17 protein-coding genes are annotated in these 17,754 nt (G+C 72.4%); 6 read left to right on the top strand and 11 right to left on the bottom strand.

What is annotated here, in order from left to right:
• Positions 1-148: 148 nt before the first annotated feature.
• The 7 genes from ACZ4WZ_RS18760 to pgsA all read right to left on the bottom strand — a co-directional run bounded on the left by ACZ4WZ_RS18760 (position 149) and on the right by pgsA (position 5,913).
• Positions 149-901, bottom strand: coding sequence for a YebC/PmpR family DNA-binding transcriptional regulator (locus ACZ4WZ_RS18760; protein WP_125817794.1), 753 nt, complete (start codon positions 899-901; stop codon positions 149-151).
• 57 nt (positions 902-958) lie between these two features.
• Entirely contained in the window at positions 959-1,552 is a 594-nt protein-coding gene (pdxT, locus tag ACZ4WZ_RS18765; protein WP_388944427.1) for a pyridoxal 5'-phosphate synthase glutaminase subunit PdxT, read from the bottom strand.
• A 5-nt stretch (positions 1,553-1,557) separates the two neighbouring features.
• Complete coding sequence (gene pdxS, locus ACZ4WZ_RS18770) at positions 1,558-2,475, bottom strand: pyridoxal 5'-phosphate synthase lyase subunit PdxS (RefSeq protein ID WP_388944424.1); 918 nt, start codon at positions 2,473-2,475, stop codon at positions 1,558-1,560.
• A 136-nt stretch (positions 2,476-2,611) separates the two neighbouring features.
• Complete coding sequence (locus tag ACZ4WZ_RS18775; RefSeq protein WP_467891610.1) at positions 2,612-3,154, bottom strand: hypothetical protein; 543 nt, start codon at positions 3,152-3,154, stop codon at positions 2,612-2,614.
• A 28-nt stretch (positions 3,155-3,182) separates the two neighbouring features.
• Entirely contained in the window at positions 3,183-4,346 is a 1,164-nt protein-coding gene (locus tag ACZ4WZ_RS18780; protein ID WP_467891612.1) for a glycosyltransferase family 4 protein, read from the bottom strand.
• Positions 4,346-5,248, bottom strand: a complete 903-nt coding sequence (locus ACZ4WZ_RS18785; RefSeq protein ID WP_467891614.1) for a phosphatidylinositol mannoside acyltransferase — start codon at positions 5,246-5,248, stop codon at positions 4,346-4,348. Before ACZ4WZ_RS18785 ends, ACZ4WZ_RS18780 begins: the two co-directional genes overlap by 1 nt.
• A complete protein-coding gene (gene pgsA, locus ACZ4WZ_RS18790; RefSeq protein WP_467891616.1) occupies positions 5,248-5,913 on the bottom strand; it encodes a phosphatidylinositol phosphate synthase in 666 nt (221 codons plus the stop codon). The genes ACZ4WZ_RS18785 and pgsA overlap by 1 nt, the downstream gene beginning before the upstream one ends.
• A 254-nt stretch (positions 5,914-6,167) precedes the next feature.
• Between pgsA and ACZ4WZ_RS18795 the strand changes: the two genes are divergently transcribed.
• From ACZ4WZ_RS18795 to ACZ4WZ_RS18805, 3 genes are all read left to right on the top strand, one after another.
• Positions 6,168-8,363, top strand: a complete 2,196-nt coding sequence (locus ACZ4WZ_RS18795) for an elongation factor G-like protein EF-G2 (RefSeq protein WP_467891618.1) — start codon at positions 6,168-6,170, stop codon at positions 8,361-8,363.
• Between the two features lie 256 nt (positions 8,364-8,619).
• Positions 8,620-10,314: a hypothetical protein gene (locus tag ACZ4WZ_RS18800; RefSeq protein ID WP_467891620.1), complete on the top strand. Its 1,695-nt coding sequence runs from the start codon at positions 8,620-8,622 to the stop codon at positions 10,312-10,314.
• A gap of 39 nt (positions 10,315-10,353) precedes the next feature.
• Positions 10,354-10,758 (top strand): DnaJ family domain-containing protein, encoded by a 405-nt coding sequence (locus ACZ4WZ_RS18805; RefSeq protein WP_467891622.1) that lies wholly within the window; start codon positions 10,354-10,356, stop codon positions 10,756-10,758.
• Between the two features lie 40 nt (positions 10,759-10,798).
• Here the strand turns inward: ACZ4WZ_RS18805 and ACZ4WZ_RS18810 are convergent, their stop codons facing one another.
• Together ACZ4WZ_RS18810 and thrS are read right to left on the bottom strand one after the other, a co-directional pair.
• Positions 10,799-11,347, bottom strand: coding sequence for an HIT family protein (locus ACZ4WZ_RS18810; protein WP_467891624.1), 549 nt, complete (start codon positions 11,345-11,347; stop codon positions 10,799-10,801).
• A gap of 90 nt (positions 11,348-11,437) precedes the next feature.
• The gene (thrS, locus tag ACZ4WZ_RS18815; protein WP_467891626.1) at positions 11,438-13,414 is read right to left on the bottom strand and encodes a threonine--tRNA ligase; all 1,977 of its coding nucleotides are present in this window, start codon (positions 13,412-13,414) and stop codon (positions 11,438-11,440) included.
• 201 nt (positions 13,415-13,615) lie between these two features.
• Here thrS and ACZ4WZ_RS18820 point away from each other — a divergent pair, with 201 nt between their 5' ends.
• Entirely contained in the window at positions 13,616-14,083 is a 468-nt protein-coding gene (locus ACZ4WZ_RS18820; protein ID WP_467891629.1) for a GNAT family N-acetyltransferase, read from the top strand.
• An 82-nt stretch (positions 14,084-14,165) separates the two neighbouring features.
• Positions 14,166-14,843 (top strand): hypothetical protein, encoded by a 678-nt coding sequence (locus ACZ4WZ_RS18825; protein WP_467891631.1) that lies wholly within the window; start codon positions 14,166-14,168, stop codon positions 14,841-14,843.
• 87 nt (positions 14,844-14,930) lie between these two features.
• Here ACZ4WZ_RS18825 and ACZ4WZ_RS18830 read toward each other — a convergent pair whose 3' ends face one another.
• Together ACZ4WZ_RS18830 and ACZ4WZ_RS18835 are read right to left on the bottom strand one after the other, a co-directional pair.
• A complete protein-coding gene (locus tag ACZ4WZ_RS18830; RefSeq protein WP_467891634.1) occupies positions 14,931-16,139 on the bottom strand; it encodes a hypothetical protein in 1,209 nt (402 codons plus the stop codon).
• The gene (locus ACZ4WZ_RS18835) at positions 16,139-16,717 is read right to left on the bottom strand and encodes a DUF4365 domain-containing protein (RefSeq protein ID WP_388944383.1); all 579 of its coding nucleotides are present in this window, start codon (positions 16,715-16,717) and stop codon (positions 16,139-16,141) included. Before ACZ4WZ_RS18835 ends, ACZ4WZ_RS18830 begins: the two co-directional genes overlap by 1 nt.
• A gap of 222 nt (positions 16,718-16,939) precedes the next feature.
• Here ACZ4WZ_RS18835 and ACZ4WZ_RS18840 point away from each other — a divergent pair, with 222 nt between their 5' ends.
• On the top strand, positions 16,940-17,665 hold the full coding sequence (locus tag ACZ4WZ_RS18840) for a 3'-5' exonuclease (protein WP_388944380.1): 726 nt from the start codon (positions 16,940-16,942) through the stop codon (positions 17,663-17,665).
• The last annotated feature ends 89 nt before the right edge of the window (positions 17,666-17,754 follow it).

The following is a 17,754-nucleotide window of genomic DNA, read 5'->3' on the forward strand; positions in this document are numbered from 1 at the left end:
CCCCACCACCGCCCCCCCCCCTCCCCCCCTCTCCTCCCCCTCTTTCCCGTTTGCGGGGCGGCCCCCCCCCCACCCAAAAAAACGCTTCGGGCCGTCTTTTTTTTTCCCCCCCCCCCCGCCGAAGGGAGGGGGGAGGGGGCGGCGCCGGTCAGGCGTCGACCTTCTCCATGACCTCGTCGGAGACGTCGAAGTTGGCGAAGACGTTCTGCACGTCATCGCTGTCCTCCAGCGCGTCGATCAGCTTGAAGATCTTGCGCGCGCCCTCTTCGTCGAGCTCGACCTGCATGGTCGGGACGAAGCTGGAGTCGGCCGAGTCGTAGTCGATGCCGGCTTCCTGGAGCGCGGTACGGACCGCGACCAGGTCGGTGGCCTCGCTGATGATCTCCCAGGTGTCGCCGTTGTCGTTGACCTCTTCGGCACCGGCGTCCAGGACCGCGCCCAGGACGTCGTCCTCGGAGAGGTCGGCCTTGGGCAGGAGGATGACGCCCTTGCGGTTGAACAGGTACGAGACAGAGCCCGGGTCGGCCATGGAGCCGCCGTTGCGGGTCATGGCGACGCGGACGTCGGAGGCGGCACGGTTGCGGTTGTCGGTGAGGCACTCGATGAGCACCGCGACACCGTTGGGGCCGTAGCCTTCGTACATGATCGTCTCGTAGTCGGCGCCGCCGGCCTCGAGGCCGCCGCCGCGCTTGACCGCGGAGTCGATGTTCTTGTTCGGGACCGACTGCTTCTTGGCCTTCTGAACGGCGTCGAAGAGCGTCGGGTTGCCGTCGATGTCCGCGCCGCCCATACGGGCCGCGACCTCGATGTTCTTGATCAGCTTCGCGAAGAGCTTGCCGCGCTTGGCATCGATCACGGCCTTCTTGTGCTTCGTCGTAGCCCATTTAGAGTGGCCGGACATCCGCCTGTCTCCTTCGCGTAACCAACAGTGTTCACCGACGATCCTACCGGGACCTCGTCACAGCCCCGCGCGCACCATGTCGACGAAGTACGCGTGGACGCGGTCGTCGCCGGTCAGTTCGGGGTGGAAGGAGGTGGCGAGGACGTTGCCCTGGCGCACGGCGACGGTGTGGCCGTCGTACGTGGCGAGGACCTCGGCGGCGGCGCCGACCGACTCGACCCAGGGGGCGCGGATGAAGACGCCCTCGACGGGGCCCCCTTCGATGCCCGCGAAGTCGATCCGGGCCTCGAAGGACTCGTTCTGGCGTCCGAAGGCGTTGCGGCGCACGATCATGTCGATGCCGCCGAGCGTCTCCTGGTCGTCACGGCCGTCCAGCAGCTTGTCGGCGAGCATGATCATGCCGGCGCAGGTGCCGTAGACGGGCATCCCGGCGCGCACGCGCTCGCGCAGCGGCTCCAGCATGCCGAACAGCACGGCGAGTTTGGACATCGTCGTGGACTCGCCGCCGGGGATCACCAGGGCGTCCACCTCGGAGAGCTCCTCGGGACGCCGGACCGGCCTGGCCACGGCGTCCGCCGCGGCCAGGGCGATCAGGTGCTCCCGTACGTCGCCCTGGAGTGCCAGAACACCGATGACGGGGGGATTGCTCATGCTGGCTACCAGCCCCGGTTGGCGTAGCGCTCGGCCTCGGGGAGGGTGTCGCAGTTGATGCCGACCATGGCCTCGCCCAGGTTGCGGGACGCGTCCGCGATGACCTTCGGGTCGTCGAAGAAGGTGGTGGCCTTCACGATGGCGGCGGCGCGCTTGGCCGGGTCACCGGACTTGAAGATGCCGGAGCCGACGAAGACGCCCTCGGCGCCGAGCTGACGCATCAGGGCGGCGTCGGCCGGGGTGGCGACACCGCCGGCGGAGAACAGCACGACCGGGAGCTTGCCGAGCTCGGCGACCTCCTTGACGAGCTCGTACGGGGCGCGCAGCTCCTTGGCGGCGGCGTACAGCTCGTTGTTGTCGAAGCCGCGCAGCTTGGCGATCTCGTTCTTGATCTGGCGCAGGTGGCGGACGGCCTCGACGACGTTGCCGGTGCCGGCCTCGCCCTTCGAACGGATCATGGCCGCGCCCTCGGCGATGCGGCGCAGGGCCTCGCCCAGGTTGGTGGCGCCACAGACGAAGGGGGTGGTGAAGGCCCACTTGTCGGAGTGGTTGACCTCGTCGGCCGGGGTCAGGACCTCGGACTCGTCGATGTAGTCGACGCCGAGGGACTGGAGGACCTGGGCCTCGACGAAGTGGCCGATGCGGGACTTGGCCATGACCGGGATGGAGACGGCCTCGATGATCTCTTCGATCATGTTGGGGTCGGACATGCGGGCCACGCCGCCGTCCTTGCGGATGTCGGCGGGGACCCGCTCCAGGGCCATGACGGCCACGGCGCCGGCGTCCTCGGCGATCTTCGCCTGCTCGGCGTTGACCACGTCCATGATCACGCCGCCCTTGAGCTGCTCGGCCATGCCGCGCTTGACGCGGGAGGTGCCGATGGCCGACTCAGCGGACTGGGAAGAGGTGGGAAGCGTGCTCACGGGTTGACCTCACTCGAAACGAACTCGAAAGGGAAGACGGGCGGTACTCGCTGAGAAAACCCCACCGACCAGTCCACTACAAGGGCCAATGTGGAGCCGGTGGCTCTTTCACTTGTCCCCCGCGGCCCTATGAGGATCAGACGGGGCGGTCCGCGAGGTCCACCGGCGGCTCGTCGTCCATTTCGAAGGCCAGCGGGAACGGCGCATGTCCCGCCAGTCTGAACCACCGGACCTTGCGGTGGCGGCGCAGCGCGCGGGCGGCCCGTACGGAGTCGTTGAGGAACCTGCGCGCCATCGGCACCCGGCGCACCGACGCGGCCAGCTCCTCGGCGGCCTCCTCGCCGCCCGGGGCCGCCTTCAGCACCTCCACCTGGTCGGCGTCGGCGAACACCGCCCGCAGCGCCTGGCTGAGCTCGCTCTCGGCGACCTCCCGGTGCTCCTCCTCCGCCTGCCGCGCGGCGTGCGCGGCCTCGTACAGCACCAGCGAGGAGGCGGGGTCGAGCGCCCCGGAGGTGGCCACCTCCAGCACGACGGAGGCCCGCCGCACGAGCTGAGCGTCGAGGGCGGCGCGGGCGGCGTCCATCCGCGTGTGCAGCCGGTCCAGCCGCCCGGCGGTCCAGCTGAGGTAGACCCCGACGACGGCGAGCGCCACCGCGATCCAGACAAGGTTTTCGATCACGGGCGGCGACACTACCCGCTGCGGACGCCTACGTGTCCCGCGAGAAGCCGAGGCGGGTGCGGAGGGAGACCCGCTCGTCGGCGGCGACGGCGGCCGCGCCGGCGGTGACGGTCTCGTACACGGCCAGGATGTCCGCGCCCACCGTCGACCAGTCGAAGCGGCGTACGTGCGCCGAGCCGCGGGCGCTCAGTTCCGCGCGCCGGGCCGGGTCGCGCAGGAGGGCGGTCGCCGCCCCGGCCAGGGAGGCGGCGTCCTCGTTGGCGAACAGTTCTCCCGCAGCGCCCTGGTCCAGGACCTGGGCGAAGGCGTCGAGGTCCGAGGCCAGGACGGCGGCGCCGGCCGAGAGGGCCTCGACCAGGATGATCCCGAAGCTCTCGCCGCCGGTGTTGGGGGCGACGTAGACGTCCACGCTGCGCAGCAGGCGGGCCTTGTCCTCGTCGGAGACCATGCCGAGGAACTCGACCCGGGAGCGGAGCTCCGCCGGGAGGGAGGCCACGGCCTCCTCCTCGTCGCCCCGGCCCGCCACGAGCAGGCGTACGTCCGGGCAGGCCTCGACGATGGCCGGGAAGGCGGCCATGAGCACCGGGAGGCCCTTGCGGGGTTCGTCGATGCGGCCGATGAAGCCGAGCGTCCGCCCGCTCCACTCGGCCTTGGGCTCGGCCCGGGCGAAGAAGTCGACGTCGACGCCGTTGGGGATGACCACGGCGTCCCCGCCGAGGTGCTCCACCAGCGTGCGCCGGGCGTACTCGCTCACCGCGATCCGGGCGCTGATCTTCTCCAGCGCCGGCTGGAGGATCGGGTACGCGGCGATCATCGCCCGCGAGCGGGGATTGGAGGTGTGGAACGTCGCCACGATCGGGCCCTGGGCCGCCCAGCAGGACAGCAGGCCCAGGGAGGGCGAGGCCGGCTCGTGGATGTGGATCACGTCGAAGACGCCCTCGTGCAGCCAGCGGCGTACGCGGGCGGCGGAGAGGAAGCCGAAGTTCAGCCGGGCGACCGACCCGTTGTAGGGCACCGGCACCGCCCGTCCCGCCGAGACCACGTAGGGGGGCAGCGGGGTCTCGTCGTCCGCCGGGGCCAGCACCGACACCTCGTGACCCCGGCGGATCAGGTGCTCGGCCAGGTCGCGGATGTGGAACTGGACGCCGCCCGGGACGTCCCACGAGTACGGGCACACGATGCCGATCTTCACTACGGGCGCTCCTCCAGGTCATCGAGCCACAAGCGCTGCAGCATGTGCCAGTCCTCCGGGTGCTCGGCGATCCCCGACGCGAAGGCGTCCGCGAGCGCCTGGGTCATGGCGGCGGTCTTCTCGCTCCGCGTGCCCTGCCGGGGCACCTCCACCGGGGGGTGGAACCGGCCGTACATCTTCGGGCTGTCGCCGTAGTACAGCGTGGCCGGCAGCAGTACCGCCCCGGTCTGCTGCGCCAGCAGCGCCGGCCCGGCGGGCATCCGGGCCCGGGATCCGAAGAAGTCCACCTCGACCCCGGAGGCCGACAGGTCCCGGTCGGCGACCAGGCAGACCAGCCCGCCGGAGCGCAGCCGGCGCGCCAGGGTGCCGAAGGAGGCGCCCCCGGTGTGCGGGAGGACCTCCATGCCGAGGCTCTCCCGGTAGGCCACGAAGCGGTCGAAGAGGGACTCGGGCTTGAGCCGCTCGGCGACGGTGGTGAAGGGTACGCCCAGGTGGCCGGTGACCCACGCCCCGGCGAGGTCCCAGTTGGCCAGGTGCGGCAGGGCGGCGACGACCCCCCGCCCGGAGGCGAGCGCCTCGCGCAGGATGTGGTCGTCCTTCAGCTGGACGTCCTCGCCGAACCGCTTCGTATCCATGGCCGGCAGCCGGAAGGACTCCATCCAGTAGCGCATGTACGAACGCATGCCCGCGTGCGACAGCTCGCGCAGCCGCTCGGGGGTCGCGTCGGGCACCACCCGGGCCAGGTTGGACTCCAGCCGCAGCACGCTCTTCCCGCGGCGCTTCCACGCCACGTCGGCGATCTTGCGGCCGAGGGCCACCGCCGCCGGCTCGGGCAGCTTCTTCACGCCCGCCCAGCCGAGCCCGTACAGCCCGTCGACCAGCTTGTCCTGCGCCTTGCCCATCAGAGCGACCCGCCCTCGGCGCCGGTGGCCGCCGCGTCGGCCTCGGCCGCCTCACGGCGTACGGTGACCACGCGCTGCACCAGCGTGACGAGCGAGCCCGCCGCCACGATCCACAGCGCGACCGGCAGCAGCACCCCGATCCACGAGGGGACGCCGAAGGTCTGCAGCCCGGACAGGCCGGCCGCGACCAGGGAGATCACCAGCCGCTCGGCCCGCTCGACGAGCCCGTTGACGGCGACCGGCAGCCCGATCGCCTCGCCGCGGGCCTTCGTGTACGAGACCACCTGCCCGCTGGCCAGGCAGAAGATCGCCACCGCGCACAGGGCGTTGTCGTCGCCCTGGCCGGCGTACCAGAGCGCGAGGCCGCCGAAGATCGCGGCGTCGGCCACCCGGTCGAGCGTGGAGTCGAGGAACGCCCCCCAGCGGCTGGAGAGCCCGGCCTGGCGGGCCATGTTCCCGTCCACCAGGTCGGAGAAGACGAAGAGGGTGATGGTGATGGTGCCCCAGAAGAACTCGCCTCTGGGGAAGAAGACCAGCGCCCCGGCCACCACTCCGGCCGTACCGATGAGGGTGACGGCGTCCGGGCTCACCCCCCGGCGCAGGAGAAACGCGGCGAACGGCGTGAGAACACGCGTGAAGAACGCACGCGCGTACTTGTTCAGCATGGCCTTCCCAGAGGGTCGGTGGGCCGAGCGGCCACCACGGCCACCGGCTGGCCCATCGTAGCCAGCGCCCCGCGCCCGCGGTGCCGCGCACCCACCGGTCGGCTCCCGCTCCCCGCCCGCGGCGGGCCCGCGTCACCCTCCCGCCGCGCGGGCGGCCGTGGCCGGTACCACGTATGGACGCAGTGTGACGGCAGTGCAAAGCTCGAAGGACCCCGATCACCCTCCTCACCGCGACACCAGGAGGCACGAGCACCATGGGAGCCACATCACACCAAGCCGGAGCCGCCGGCAGGGCACTGACGGCCGACCGCCCCGATTCCGTACGGAACGTCGTGCTGGTCGGCCACAGCGGCGCGGGGAAGACGACCCTGGTCGAGGCCCTGGCCCTGACGGCGGGGGCCTTGAACCGGGCAGGACGGGTCGAGGACGGCACCACGGTCTCGGACTACGACGAGATCGAGCACCGCCGCCAGCGCTCCGTACAGCTGTCCCTGGTCCCCGTCGAATGGGCCGGAATCAAGATCAACATCCTGGACACCCCCGGATACGCCGACTTCGTCGGGGAACTCAGGGCCGGTCTGCGCGCCGCGGACGCGGCCCTCTTCGTCGTCTCCGCCTCCGACGGGATCGACGGGGCCACCCGGATGGTCTGGGACGAATGCGAGGCCGTCGGCATGCCGCGCGCCATCGTCGTCACCCATTTGGAGGCAGCCCGCGCCGATTACTCCCAGATGACCGCCGTCTGCGGAGAGATCTTCGGCGCCGACGACCCGGACGCAGTCATCCCGCTCTACCTCCCCCTGCACGGACCGGCCGGACCCGACGGCCACTCCCCCGTCAACGGCCTCCTGGGCCTGCTCTCCCGGCGCGTGTACGACTACACCTCCGGCGAGCGCGCCGAGCGCGACCCGGACCCCGCCGAGCTCGCCCTCATCGACGACGCCCGCTCCCGCCTCATCGAGGGGATCATCGCCGAGAGCGAGGACGAGACCCTCATGGACCGCTACCTCGGCGGTGAGGACATCGACGTCAAGACCCTGATCGACGATCTGGAGCGGGCCGTCGCCCGGGGCACCTTCCACCCCGTCCTGATGGCCGCCCCGGCGGCCGACGGCGCCCGCCAGGGCCTGGGCACCGTGGAACTCCTCGAACTGATCACGGGCGGCTTCCCCACCCCCGCGGAACGCGCCCCCCTGGGCGTCACCGCCCCCGACGGCTCCCCCCGCCCCGACGTCACCTGCGACCCGGCCGGGCCGCTCCTCGCCGAGGTCGTCAAGACCTCCTCCGACCCCTACGTCGGCCGGGTCTCCCTGGTCCGCGTCTTCTCCGGCACCCTGCGCCCCGAGGAGACCGTCCACGTCTCCGGGCACGGCCTGGAGGACCGGGGCCACGAGGATCACGATGTCGACGAGCGGATCGGCGCCCTCACCTCCCCCTTCGGCAAACAGCAGCGCACCCTCGGCGCCTGCGTCGCGGGCGACCTCGCCTGCGTGGCCAAACTCACCCGCGCCGAGACCGGCGACACCCTCTCCGCCAAGGACGCCCCGCTCCTGATGGAGCCCTGGCCGATGCCCGAGCCGCTGCTCCCCCTCGCCGTCGAGGCCCACAGCAAGGCCGACGAGGACAAGCTCTCCCAGGGCCTGGCCCGCCTGGTCGCCGAGGACCCCACCCTGCGGCTGGAACAGAACCCGCACACCCACCAGCTCGTCCTGTGGTGCCTGGGCGAGGCCCACCAGGACCTCGTGCTGGAGCGGCTGAAGACCCGCTACGGGGTCCGGGTCGACCCCGTCCCCCACAAGGTCAGCCTGCGCGAGACCTTCGGCGCCAAGGCCGCCGGGCGCGGCCGGCACGTCAAACAGTCCGGCGGCCACGGCCAGTACGCCATCTGCGAGATCGAGGTCGAACCGCTCCCGCCGGGCAGCGGCATCGAGTTCGTCGACAAGGTCGTCGGCGGCGCGGTGCCCCGCCAGTTCATCCCCTCCGTGGAGAAGGGAGTACGCGCCCAGGCCGCCCGCGGCGTCGCTGCCGGCTATCCGCTGGTCGACGTACGCGTCACCCTGCGCGACGGCAAGGCGCACTCGGTCGACTCCTCCGACGCCGCCTTCCAGACGGCGGGCGCCCTCGCCCTGCGCGAAGCCGCCGCCGACATCCCGATCCACCTGCTGGAGCCCGTCGCCGAACTCGACGTCGAGGTGCCCGACGAGTACGTCGGCCCGGTCATGAGCGACCTCGCCGGCCGCCGCGGCCGCGTCGTCGGCACCGAGCAGGCGGGCCCCGGCCGGTCCCGGGTGCGGGCCGAGATCCCCGAGATCGAGATCGGCCGGTACGCCGTGGACCTGCGCTCCGTGTCCCACGGCACGGGCCGTTTCAGCCGCGCGTACGCCCGGCACGAGCCCATGCCGGGCCATCTCGCGGACAAGGTGCGCGAACAGACCGAGAAGGGAAGTTAGTTGACATAGCACCTGGATGCCGCCCACCCAACCCGCTTGCGGTGGGCGGTGTTTCCCTGTCCCATGACCATGGGGACGAGTACGCCGATAGGCTCTTCGCCGCGACGGAGAGCGCAACGGACCACGACAGAGCGCGACACGCCGCGAAAGCGGCACGGCAGTACGGCAGTACGGCAGTACGGCAGTACGGCACGACCAGAACGACCGGAACGACTAGCACGACGGCACCACGGGCAAAGAGCACAGTGGCACGGCGATGGGGGCAGCGGTGGCGGACGACGGTTTCGACTTCAGGCCCGGAGCACAGATTCCTCTGCAGGGGGGCGGCGGCCAGACCGCGGCGACCAACGCGCTCGCCTCCGCCGCGTACCGCGACGGCGGCAGGGACACCAAGCTGGACACGATCCTCACGGCGAACAGCGAGAACCACCCGGCCACGGTCAAGCCGCCCAGGATCTCCCTCTTCGAACCCAACCTCGGCGAGGCCTTCTGCCGCGCCGTCGAGGCCCGCACCCTCGGCGCCGGCCGCAAGCCGCTCATCCAGTCCTTCGGCGCCGACCCGCAGACCGTGGTCGAGCACTGCCTGGCGGCCTCCCGGATCCGCAAGGAACGCGACCGCAAGCTGCGCCTGATCACGCTGGTCAGCGGAGTGGTGTTCCTGCCCGGGCTGCTGCTGTGGCTCGGCCTCTTCCAGCTCCGCAAGACCCTGTCGGGCGGCGAGGGCAAGAAGAGCGGCTGGATCGGCACCGCCCTGCTGGTCGGGGTGGTCCTCTTCGGCGCGGTGCTGCTCTACCGGGTGGTGTACCGCCAGCCCGGCAGCGGCCTGCTGGAGCTCTACCTGCTCGGCGCTCTCGTCGCCCCCGTCCTCGGCTGGTACCTGGCCCGCCGGATCTGCGAGACCACCGCCGCCGACCTGCGCTCCCGCTGGGACGGCCTGCTCGGGGGCGGCGCACCCGTCGCCGCCAAGATCCCGGAGGCGGTTCCGGGCAACCCCGACGAGAAGGCCCGCGAGGACCTGCGCCGGCAACTGGCGAAGCTGACCGCGGAGGACCGCAGCAACTCCGTCTTCTACGCCGGCCCCAAGGGCATCCTCGGCATGGGCACCCGCTGGGGCAGCTGGCAGATGGCCGAGGAGCTGACCCCGAAGGTGGACGGGCGTGACATCCACCCCTTCCGCAGCTGGGACGTCATACGCGCGATCGACACCGAGCTGCGCAAGCTGGAGCGCGGCCCCCTGCACACCGGCGGCTTCCCGCCCGCCTCCATCCAGCACTGGATCGTCACCCCCGTCGGCGAGGGCGCCGCCGAAGTGGCCCGGCCGAGCGGCGAGGACGTCGACACCTTCCTGGTCAAGCCGCACGAGATCACCCGGATCTGCAACGAGCAGCAGTTCAGCGCCGGCAACCGGCACTACCTCGGCATCCAGTACCCGCTCTGGGACGGCCAGCTCGTCATCACGATGCTGGTCACGGTCACCGTCCTCTACAAGACCCTGCGCGTGGACGTCACCGCGCACGCCCTCGGCCCCGTCCACGGCCTGTTCACCACCAAGTCCAAGGCCCCGGTGGTCGAGGTCCCCAAGTCGATCCGCTTCTGGGAGACCGTGGAGCGTCCGCTGCCGCTGGTGGACACCATGGAAGTCGTACGCCTGGCCGTGCGCGCCCCCCTGACCTGGTACCCGCCGCTGCTGGACTACTTCGGCGGCAAGCTGGTCCTGCCCGAGCCCTTCGGCCTGCGGCACGTGTGGGCGAGCTCCATGTGGCGCCACCGCTTCATGGCGGACGACGCCCTGCGCACCGTGGCCCCGGTCCTGCGGTCGGTGCACCGGGCGACCTTCAGGGTGCTGGAGGAGAACGGCGTGGACACCTCGGCCTTCACCAACCGCTCCTCGATCATGAACGGGGTCGTCCAGGAGCCCGCCCCGCGGAAGGCGGACGTCTACGACGCGTAGGTACGCTGGAGGAGCCGCAGCCGCCGGGGAGGAAGCACCGTGACCGAGCGGAAACCGCCAGGAGTCAGCTTCGAGTCCTTCGTGGACCGGCAGATCAGAGAGGCCGCCGAGCGGGGCGAGTTCGAGAAGCTGCCGGGCTGGGGCAAGCCGCTGTCCTCGCTGGACGCCCCGTACGACGAGATGTGGTGGATCAAGGAGAAGCTGCACCGCGAGGGCTTCTCCACGCTGCCGCCCGCGCTGGCCCTGCGCAAGGAGGCCGAGGACGCCCGGGAGGCCGCCCTGGCGGCCGGCACGGAGCGCCGGGCCAGGGCGATCCTGGCGGAGGTCAACGAGAAGATCCGCACGGCCCTGCGCCGGCCGCCGCCGGGCCCGCCGCTCGGCCTCGCCGAGTTCGACGTCGAGGCCGTCCTGGCGGAGCGGCGGTCCGGCCCTACGGAGGGTTAGGCCGGCCGTTCCGCGCTGCCGGCCCTGCCTCGGACACCCCCTAGCCGTTCGGCCAGGCGTCGGCGAGCATCTGGCGGGTGTCCGCGAGGAGTTGCGGCAGCACCTTGGTGTGCCCGACGACGGGCATGAAGTTCGTGTCCCCGCCCCAGCGGGGCACGATGTGCTGGTGCAGGTGGGCGGCGATGCCGGCGCCGGCGGCACTGCCCTGGTTCATGCCGATGTTGAAGCCGTGCGCCCCGGAGGCCTTGCGCAGCGCGACCATGGCCCGCTTCGTCAGGTCCGCCAGCTCCGCCGTCTCCGGCGCGTCGAGCTCCGTGTAGTCGGCGACGTGGCGGTACGGGACGACCATCAGGTGGCCGCCGTTGTACGGGTAGAGGTTCAGCACCGCGTAGACGTGCTTGCCCCGCGCCACGACCAGGCCGTCCGTGTCGGACATCTCCGGAATCCCGCAGAAGGGACAGCCGTCCCCGGCTTCCGGGCCGGTCGGCTTGTTCTCGCCCTGGATGTAGGCCATCCGGTGGGGCGTCCACAGACGCTGGAACGCGTCCTGCGTGCCCACACCGATCTGCTGCTCCGGCTCAATCGTCATAGGCGCAGCATATGACCTCGTCCGGACGGACGAGCGGGGCCCCCGGAAAGTGATCCCTTTCCGGGGGCCCCGCTCTCGCTTCGGTCCGGGTCAGACCTGGACGCGGTCGGCGACGACCTTGGCCAGCTTGGCCAGCGCCTCGTCCTTCGGGATGCCGTTCTCCTGCGAGCCGTCGCGGTAGCGGAAGGAGACGGTGCCCGCGGCCATGTCCTCGTCACCGACGATGATCATGAACGGGACCTTGAGCTTCTGGTGGTTCCTGATCTTCTTCTGCATGCGGTCCGAGGAGGCGTCCACCTCGACCCGCAGGCCCTGCTTCTTCGCCGCCGCGGCGAACTCCTGGAGGTACTCCACGTGCCCGTCGCCGATCGGGATGCCGACCGCCTGCACGGGGGCCAGCCACGGCGGCATGGCGCCCGCGTAGTGCTCCAGCAGCACCGCGAAGAACCGCTCGATGGAGCCGAACAGCGCGCGGTGGATCATGACCGGGCGCTGGCGGGAGCCGTCCGGGCCGGTGTACTCCAGGTCGAAGCGCTCCGGCAGGTTGAAGTCCAGCTGGACGGTCGACATCTGCCAGGTGCGGCCGATGGCGTCGCGCGCCTGCACGGAGATCTTCGGGCCGTAGAAGGCCGCGCCGCCGGGGTCGGGGGTCAGCGGGAGGCCCTGCTTCTCGGCGACCTGCTGGAGGACCGCGGTGGCCTCCTCCCAGACCTCGTCCGAGCCGACGAACTTCTCCGGGTCCTTGGTCGACAGCTCCAGGTAGAAGTCGGTCAGACCGTAGTCGCGCAGCAGGTTCAGCACGAAGGTGAGCGTGCGGTCGAGTTCCTCGGCCATCTGCTCGCGGGTGCAGTAGATGTGCGCGTCGTCCTGGGTGAAGCCGCGGGCCCGGGTCAGGCCGTGGACCACGCCCGACTTCTCGTACCGGTACACGGTGCCGAACTCGAACAGGCGCAGCGGCAGCTCGCGGTAGGAGCGCCCGCGCGCGTCGAAGATCAGGTTGTGCATCGGGCAGTTCATCGGCTTGAGGTAGTAGTCGGTACCACCGTCGAGCTGCATGGGCGGGTACATGCCCTCCGCGTACCAGTCCAGGTGGCCGCTCTTCTCGAAGAGGGCGCCCTTGGTGGCGTGCGGGGAGTAGACGAACTCGTAGCCCTCCTCCTCGTGCCGGCGGCGCGAGTAGTCCTCCATGACCCGGCGGATGATGCCGCCGCGCGGGTGGAAGACGGCCAGGCCGGAGCCGATCTCGTCCGGGATGGAGAAGAGGTCGAGCTCGTTGCCGAGCTTGCGGTGGTCGCGCTTCTCGGCCTCGGCGAGGAAGTCGAGGTGGGCCTTCAGCTCCTCCTTCGAGGGCCAGGCGGTGCCGTAGATGCGCTGGAGCATCGGGTTCTTCTCGCTGCCGCGCCAGTAGGCGGCCGCGTTGCGCATCAGCTTGAACGCCGGGATGTTGCGGGTGGTGGGCAGGTGGGGACCGCGGCAGAGATCCTTCCAGCACAGCTCGCCGGTCTTGGCGTCCAGGTTGTCGTAGATGGTCAGCTCGCCGCCGCCCACCTCGACGTTCGCGCCGTCGTCGGTCGACGCGGAGCCCTTGATGCCGATGAGCTCCAGCTTGTACGGCTCGTCGGCGAGCTCCTCGCGGGCCGCCTCGTCGGAGACCACGCGGCGGGCGAACCTCTGGCCGCGCTTCTGGATCTCCTGCATCTTCTTCTCGATGGTCTTCAGGTCCTCGGGGGTGAAGGGCCTGGCGACGTCGAAGTCGTAGTAGAAGCCGTCGCGGACCGGCGGGCCGATGCCCAGCTTGGCCTCGGGGAACAGTTCCTGCACGGCCTGCGCCATGACGTGCGCGGTCGAGTGGCGCAGGATGTTCAGGCCGTCCTCGGAGGAGATCTCCACCGGCTCGACGGTCTCGCCGTCCCGCACCTCGTACGAGAGGTCCTTCAGCTCACCCGCGATGCGCGCGGCGACGATGGCGCGCTCGCCGGCGAAGAGCTCCGCCGCCGTAGTGCCCGTGGCCACCACGCGCTCGTCCCGCTCGGAATCGCGTTGGATGATCACACGGACGTCTGACACCGGTCTCTCCTGACTCAGGGGGCACGCGGGCGAACGCCGCGCGCCTGAATCGTACCGAGCCGAACGGCCGCGCCGCGAAACGGTTGATACCGGGGCCCCGGGGCGGGTCCGATCCGGGCCGGCCCGGAAACCCCCGGCGCGCTCCCGCGCGGCGCGGGTAGCGTGGGCCGTTCCCGTCCGAGCCCCCGAAGGGACACCCGTATGCCGCAGCTCCGCCCGCTGGACCTCACCGACGACGCGACGGCGGCCGCCGTGCACGCGGTCGGCCTGGCCGCCTACGCGGTGGAGGCGGAGCTGATCGGCTTCGACGGCATCCCCGCGCTCGGCGAGGGCCTGGAGGCGATGCGGGCGCGGCCGCTGCGCTGGCTGGGCGGGGTCACCGGGGACGGAGCGGTCGCGGGCTTCCTGGCCTGGGAGGAGACACCGGACGGCGTGTCCGTCGACCGGCTGTGCGTGGACCCGGCCCGGTTCCGCCGGGGCATCGCCTCGCTGCTGGTGCGCCACGCCCTCGCGGAGCTCTTCCCGGGCCGCCCCGTCGAGGTCTCCACCGGCGCGGACAACACCCCGGCGGTCACCCTCTACGAACGCCTCGGCTTCACCCGGGGCGCGGACTTCAGCCCCGTCCCCGGCCTGCGGATGGCCTCCTTCACCCTGCGCGGCACCGCGTAGCGGCCGGCCCGGGGGGAACCGGCCGGCGGCCGGGTACGTCACAGGGGCGCCCGGAGCGGGCACCGAGCCGGATCGAGGAACCATGCGCCGTACCGCCGTCACGCTCACCTGTCTCGCGGCCGCGCTGCTCAGCGGCTGCTCGGCCGCCGGCGGTTCCGGCCCGGCGGCCGAGCCGCCCGCGCCGCCTTCCCTGGAGGGGGCACCGGCCTGCCCCGGGCACGACCGCGCCGGGCCCGGCGGCCCGCCCACCACCGTCGACGGCACGCCCGCGAACACCCCCGAGGCCGCGCGCCTGTCGCAGGCGGTCGGCGCGCAGGGGTACGGCGCCTTCGCCGACGTCTACGGCACCCACGTCACCGACCGCCCGGCCGGGCGGGTCGCGGTGTGCGTCACCGACCTCGCGCGGGGCCGCCGGCTGCTGGAAGCCGCCGGGAAGGCAGACCCCTCCGCCGACCCCGGCCGCGCGGACCTGTACCTGAGCCGCTACACCCACCGCGCGCTCGTCGCCGCCGTGGAGCGGCTCACCGCCGACCAGGGGCGGCCCGCCTTCCCCCTCTACGGCTTCTCGCCCGCCGCCGACGCCTCCGGGGTGGTGGCGACGAGCACCGCCGAGGGAGCCGCCTCGAAGGACCTGAAGGCCCGGCTGGAGCAGATCACGGGCGGTGTCCCGGTCACGGTCGAAAGGGGCGACCCGGCCACGCCCCTAGGGAGCGACAAGCTCCCGAAGTCCGGGGACACGGCATCACCGGTCGCTCCGTAGGGCCTGTCGCCCCCTGACGGGGGGCGCGGGGTGCGGCAGGACCGCCGCCGTCCTCAGCGGGTGGGCGGGGCGGTCCGGGGAGACGTCCTAGTCGTCGTCCGACGGCAGCACCTCGTCGGCGTCGAGGGCCGCGTCCAGGGACTTCATCAGCCGGTCCCGCTCCATCTCGTCCAGCGGCACCGGCGTCACGTCCGAGGCCCCCGCCAGCCTGCGGAAGCCGCCCCGGCGGGAGAGCCGGCCGCTGACCCGGACCGGCAGCCCCGCCAGGTGGGCGTGGACCGCGGTGCGGTACCCCTCCTCGTCGAGGGCGGCCCGGACGTACGGGACCTCCGCGCCCGACAGCACCCGCAGCCGGACGGTCCCCCCGCCGCCCGACGCCGAGCGCCGCATCCGGACCACGGCCCCCGCGATCCGGACGGCGACGGACGGCTCGGCCCGGGTGTAGCGGGCGGCGGCCTCGCGCAGCACCGGCAGGTCGCCCGGCGAGAACTCCACCGGCTCGGGCCGAGCCGCGCACCCGGCCGGAACCCCCGCCGCGGGCGCCCAGGCCAGTGTGATCCGGGCCCCTTCCGAACCCCGTACGAGGGCGACCAGCGCCTCGGCGAGCTCCCGGCTGACCCCCGCCGCCACGGCGGCGTCGAAGGCCTCCATGCCGCCGGCCGCCCTCCGGTAGTCCACCGCCTCCCGCGCCGCGTGCAGAGCGTGGTGCAGCCGCGTCACCGCCCCGCGCCCCCCGGCCACCGGGACGTACGCGGCGAGCCTGCGCCCGCCGGGGGCGGGACCCACCAGCACCCCGTCGAGGAAGCGTTCGGCCTGCGCGCGGTGGCGGGCGCCGTAGTACCCGGCGCGGGCCCGGTCGGCGAGGGCCCCGGCCAGCAGCAGCCGGCGCGCGGCCGAGCGCAGCCGCTCCTGCGCGGGCCAGGCGGCCTCGCCCTGGAGCCCGTACGGCCCCGGCGGGACCTCCCGCTCCCAGCGGACCTCGTCGCTGGGCACGCTCAGTCCGAAGAGCACCTCCCGCGCGGAGGGCACTCCGCTGCGGGAGAGCGCGGTCAGGGCCTCCTCCAGGAGGTCCGCGCAGTCGGGGAAGGTCCGGTTCTCGGGGACGAGCAGGCTGGTGCCGGCCCGGTCCGGCGGGGTCCAGCGCCCGTAGCGGCCCGCCGCTCCGCCGCGCCTCAGCCAGCCGTGGCGGTGCAGCAGTGCCCCGAGGACCTGCGGGTCGACCTGCCCCGGATCGGGGGTGCCCGGGGCGGGCCGCGGGCGGGGCAGGGGTTCGAGGTGCGGCGGGTGCCGGTCCATCAGGGTGTCCCTCCCGACCCGACGCGGGTCATGATCTCGCACAGCGCCCGGTCGTCGAAGATCCGCCCGGTCGGGATCCGTACGGTGGTGCGGCGCCTGCCGGTGACGGGGTGCCCGGCGAGGTTGGTCCAGTAGCAGCAGTGCCGCAGGTCGAGCCGGTCGTGCCCGGCGCTCAGCCAGAGTTCCCGTTCCCGGGGTACGAGCATCACCACGAGGATCTTGTGGACGGCGACCGGCGTCCGCGCCAGTTTCACCAGGTGCTCGTTGTCGAGGGTGAAGCCGAAGCTGGTCCCGGCGGGGCGGGGCGGTACCTGGTAGGTCGCCTTCAGCTGCACCTTGATGGTCACCTCGTCGTCGACGACGTGCTCGGGCGCGCCGTGGCTCACGTGCCAGTCGATGCCGTTGTCCGGAAAGGGCTGGGAGAGCGAGCAGCCGGCCGCGGCCGCGACGGCGTGGAGGTAGCCCACCTGGAGGGTCTCCATGCAGGCGGTGGTGGCGAGTGTGCCGCGCAGCGGTCCGGTCGGCGGATCGCCCTGTCCGTGCGGTACCCCGCCCGGTTCGGGCTGCGTGAGCGCCATGGCCGGCTCCCCATGCCTTCCGGGCTCTGCCGTGAACGGGTGAGGGGGTGACGGGTGGTCACGCGTACGACCTCCCGCAGAAGTTGTCTCCGCAGCCGGGTGCCTCCAAACGGCGTACGGGGCGAAAAGCCCGGGTATCACGGATTCGGCGGGGGTCGGCGCGCTCCGTGGGCGGAGGTGCCCGGTGCGGCCCATCTGCCCACCGGGAACGAGGAGTTCGTCATGACACGCTGGTACGAGGGGCCGTTGGCCGCCTTCGACACGGAGACCACCGGGGTGGACGTCGAGCAGGACCGGATCGTGTCCGCCGCGCTCGTCGTGCAGGAGTGTGCGGGCGGCCGGGTCCGCTCCACCCGGTGGCTGGTCAATCCCGGCGTTCCGGTGCCGCCGGGAGCGACGGAGGTGCACGGCCTGACGGACGAGCACCTCCAGCGCAACGGCCGCTGGCCGGCGCCGGTGGTGGAGGAGATAGCCCGCGCGCTGGGCGAGCAGCAGGCGGCGGGGCGGCCGGTGGTGGTGATGAACGCGCCGTTCGATCTGACGCTGCTGGACCGGGAGTTGCGCCGGCACCGGGCGTCCTCGCTGGCGCGGTACCTGGACAACAGGCCGCTGACGGTGCTGGATCCGCGGGTCCTGGACAAGCACCTGGACCGCTACCGCAAGGGCCGCCGCACGCTGACGGACCTGTGCGCGCACTACGGGATAGACCTGGAGGGGGCGCACGACGCCTCGGTGGACGCGCAGGCGGCGCTGGAGGTCGTACGGGCGGTCGGACGCAGGTTCGCGGCGCGGCTGGAGCGGCTGAGCCCGGCGGAGCTGCACACCCTCCAGGCGGTGTGGCACGCGGCGCAGGCGCGGGGGCTGCAGGCGTGGTACGCCCGGCAGGGCACTCCGGAGGCGGTGGATCCGCACTGGCCGCTGCGTCCGGACCTGCCGCAGGCCGCCTGAGCCGCGGGCGGCCTGACGGGAGCCGGAACTCCGGAATAGCCCCGGAACATGCGGAAGGCCGGTCCGTCATCAGACGGACCGGCCTGTCC

The sequence above is a fragment of the Streptomyces sp. NPDC029122 genome (assembly GCF_055569445.1).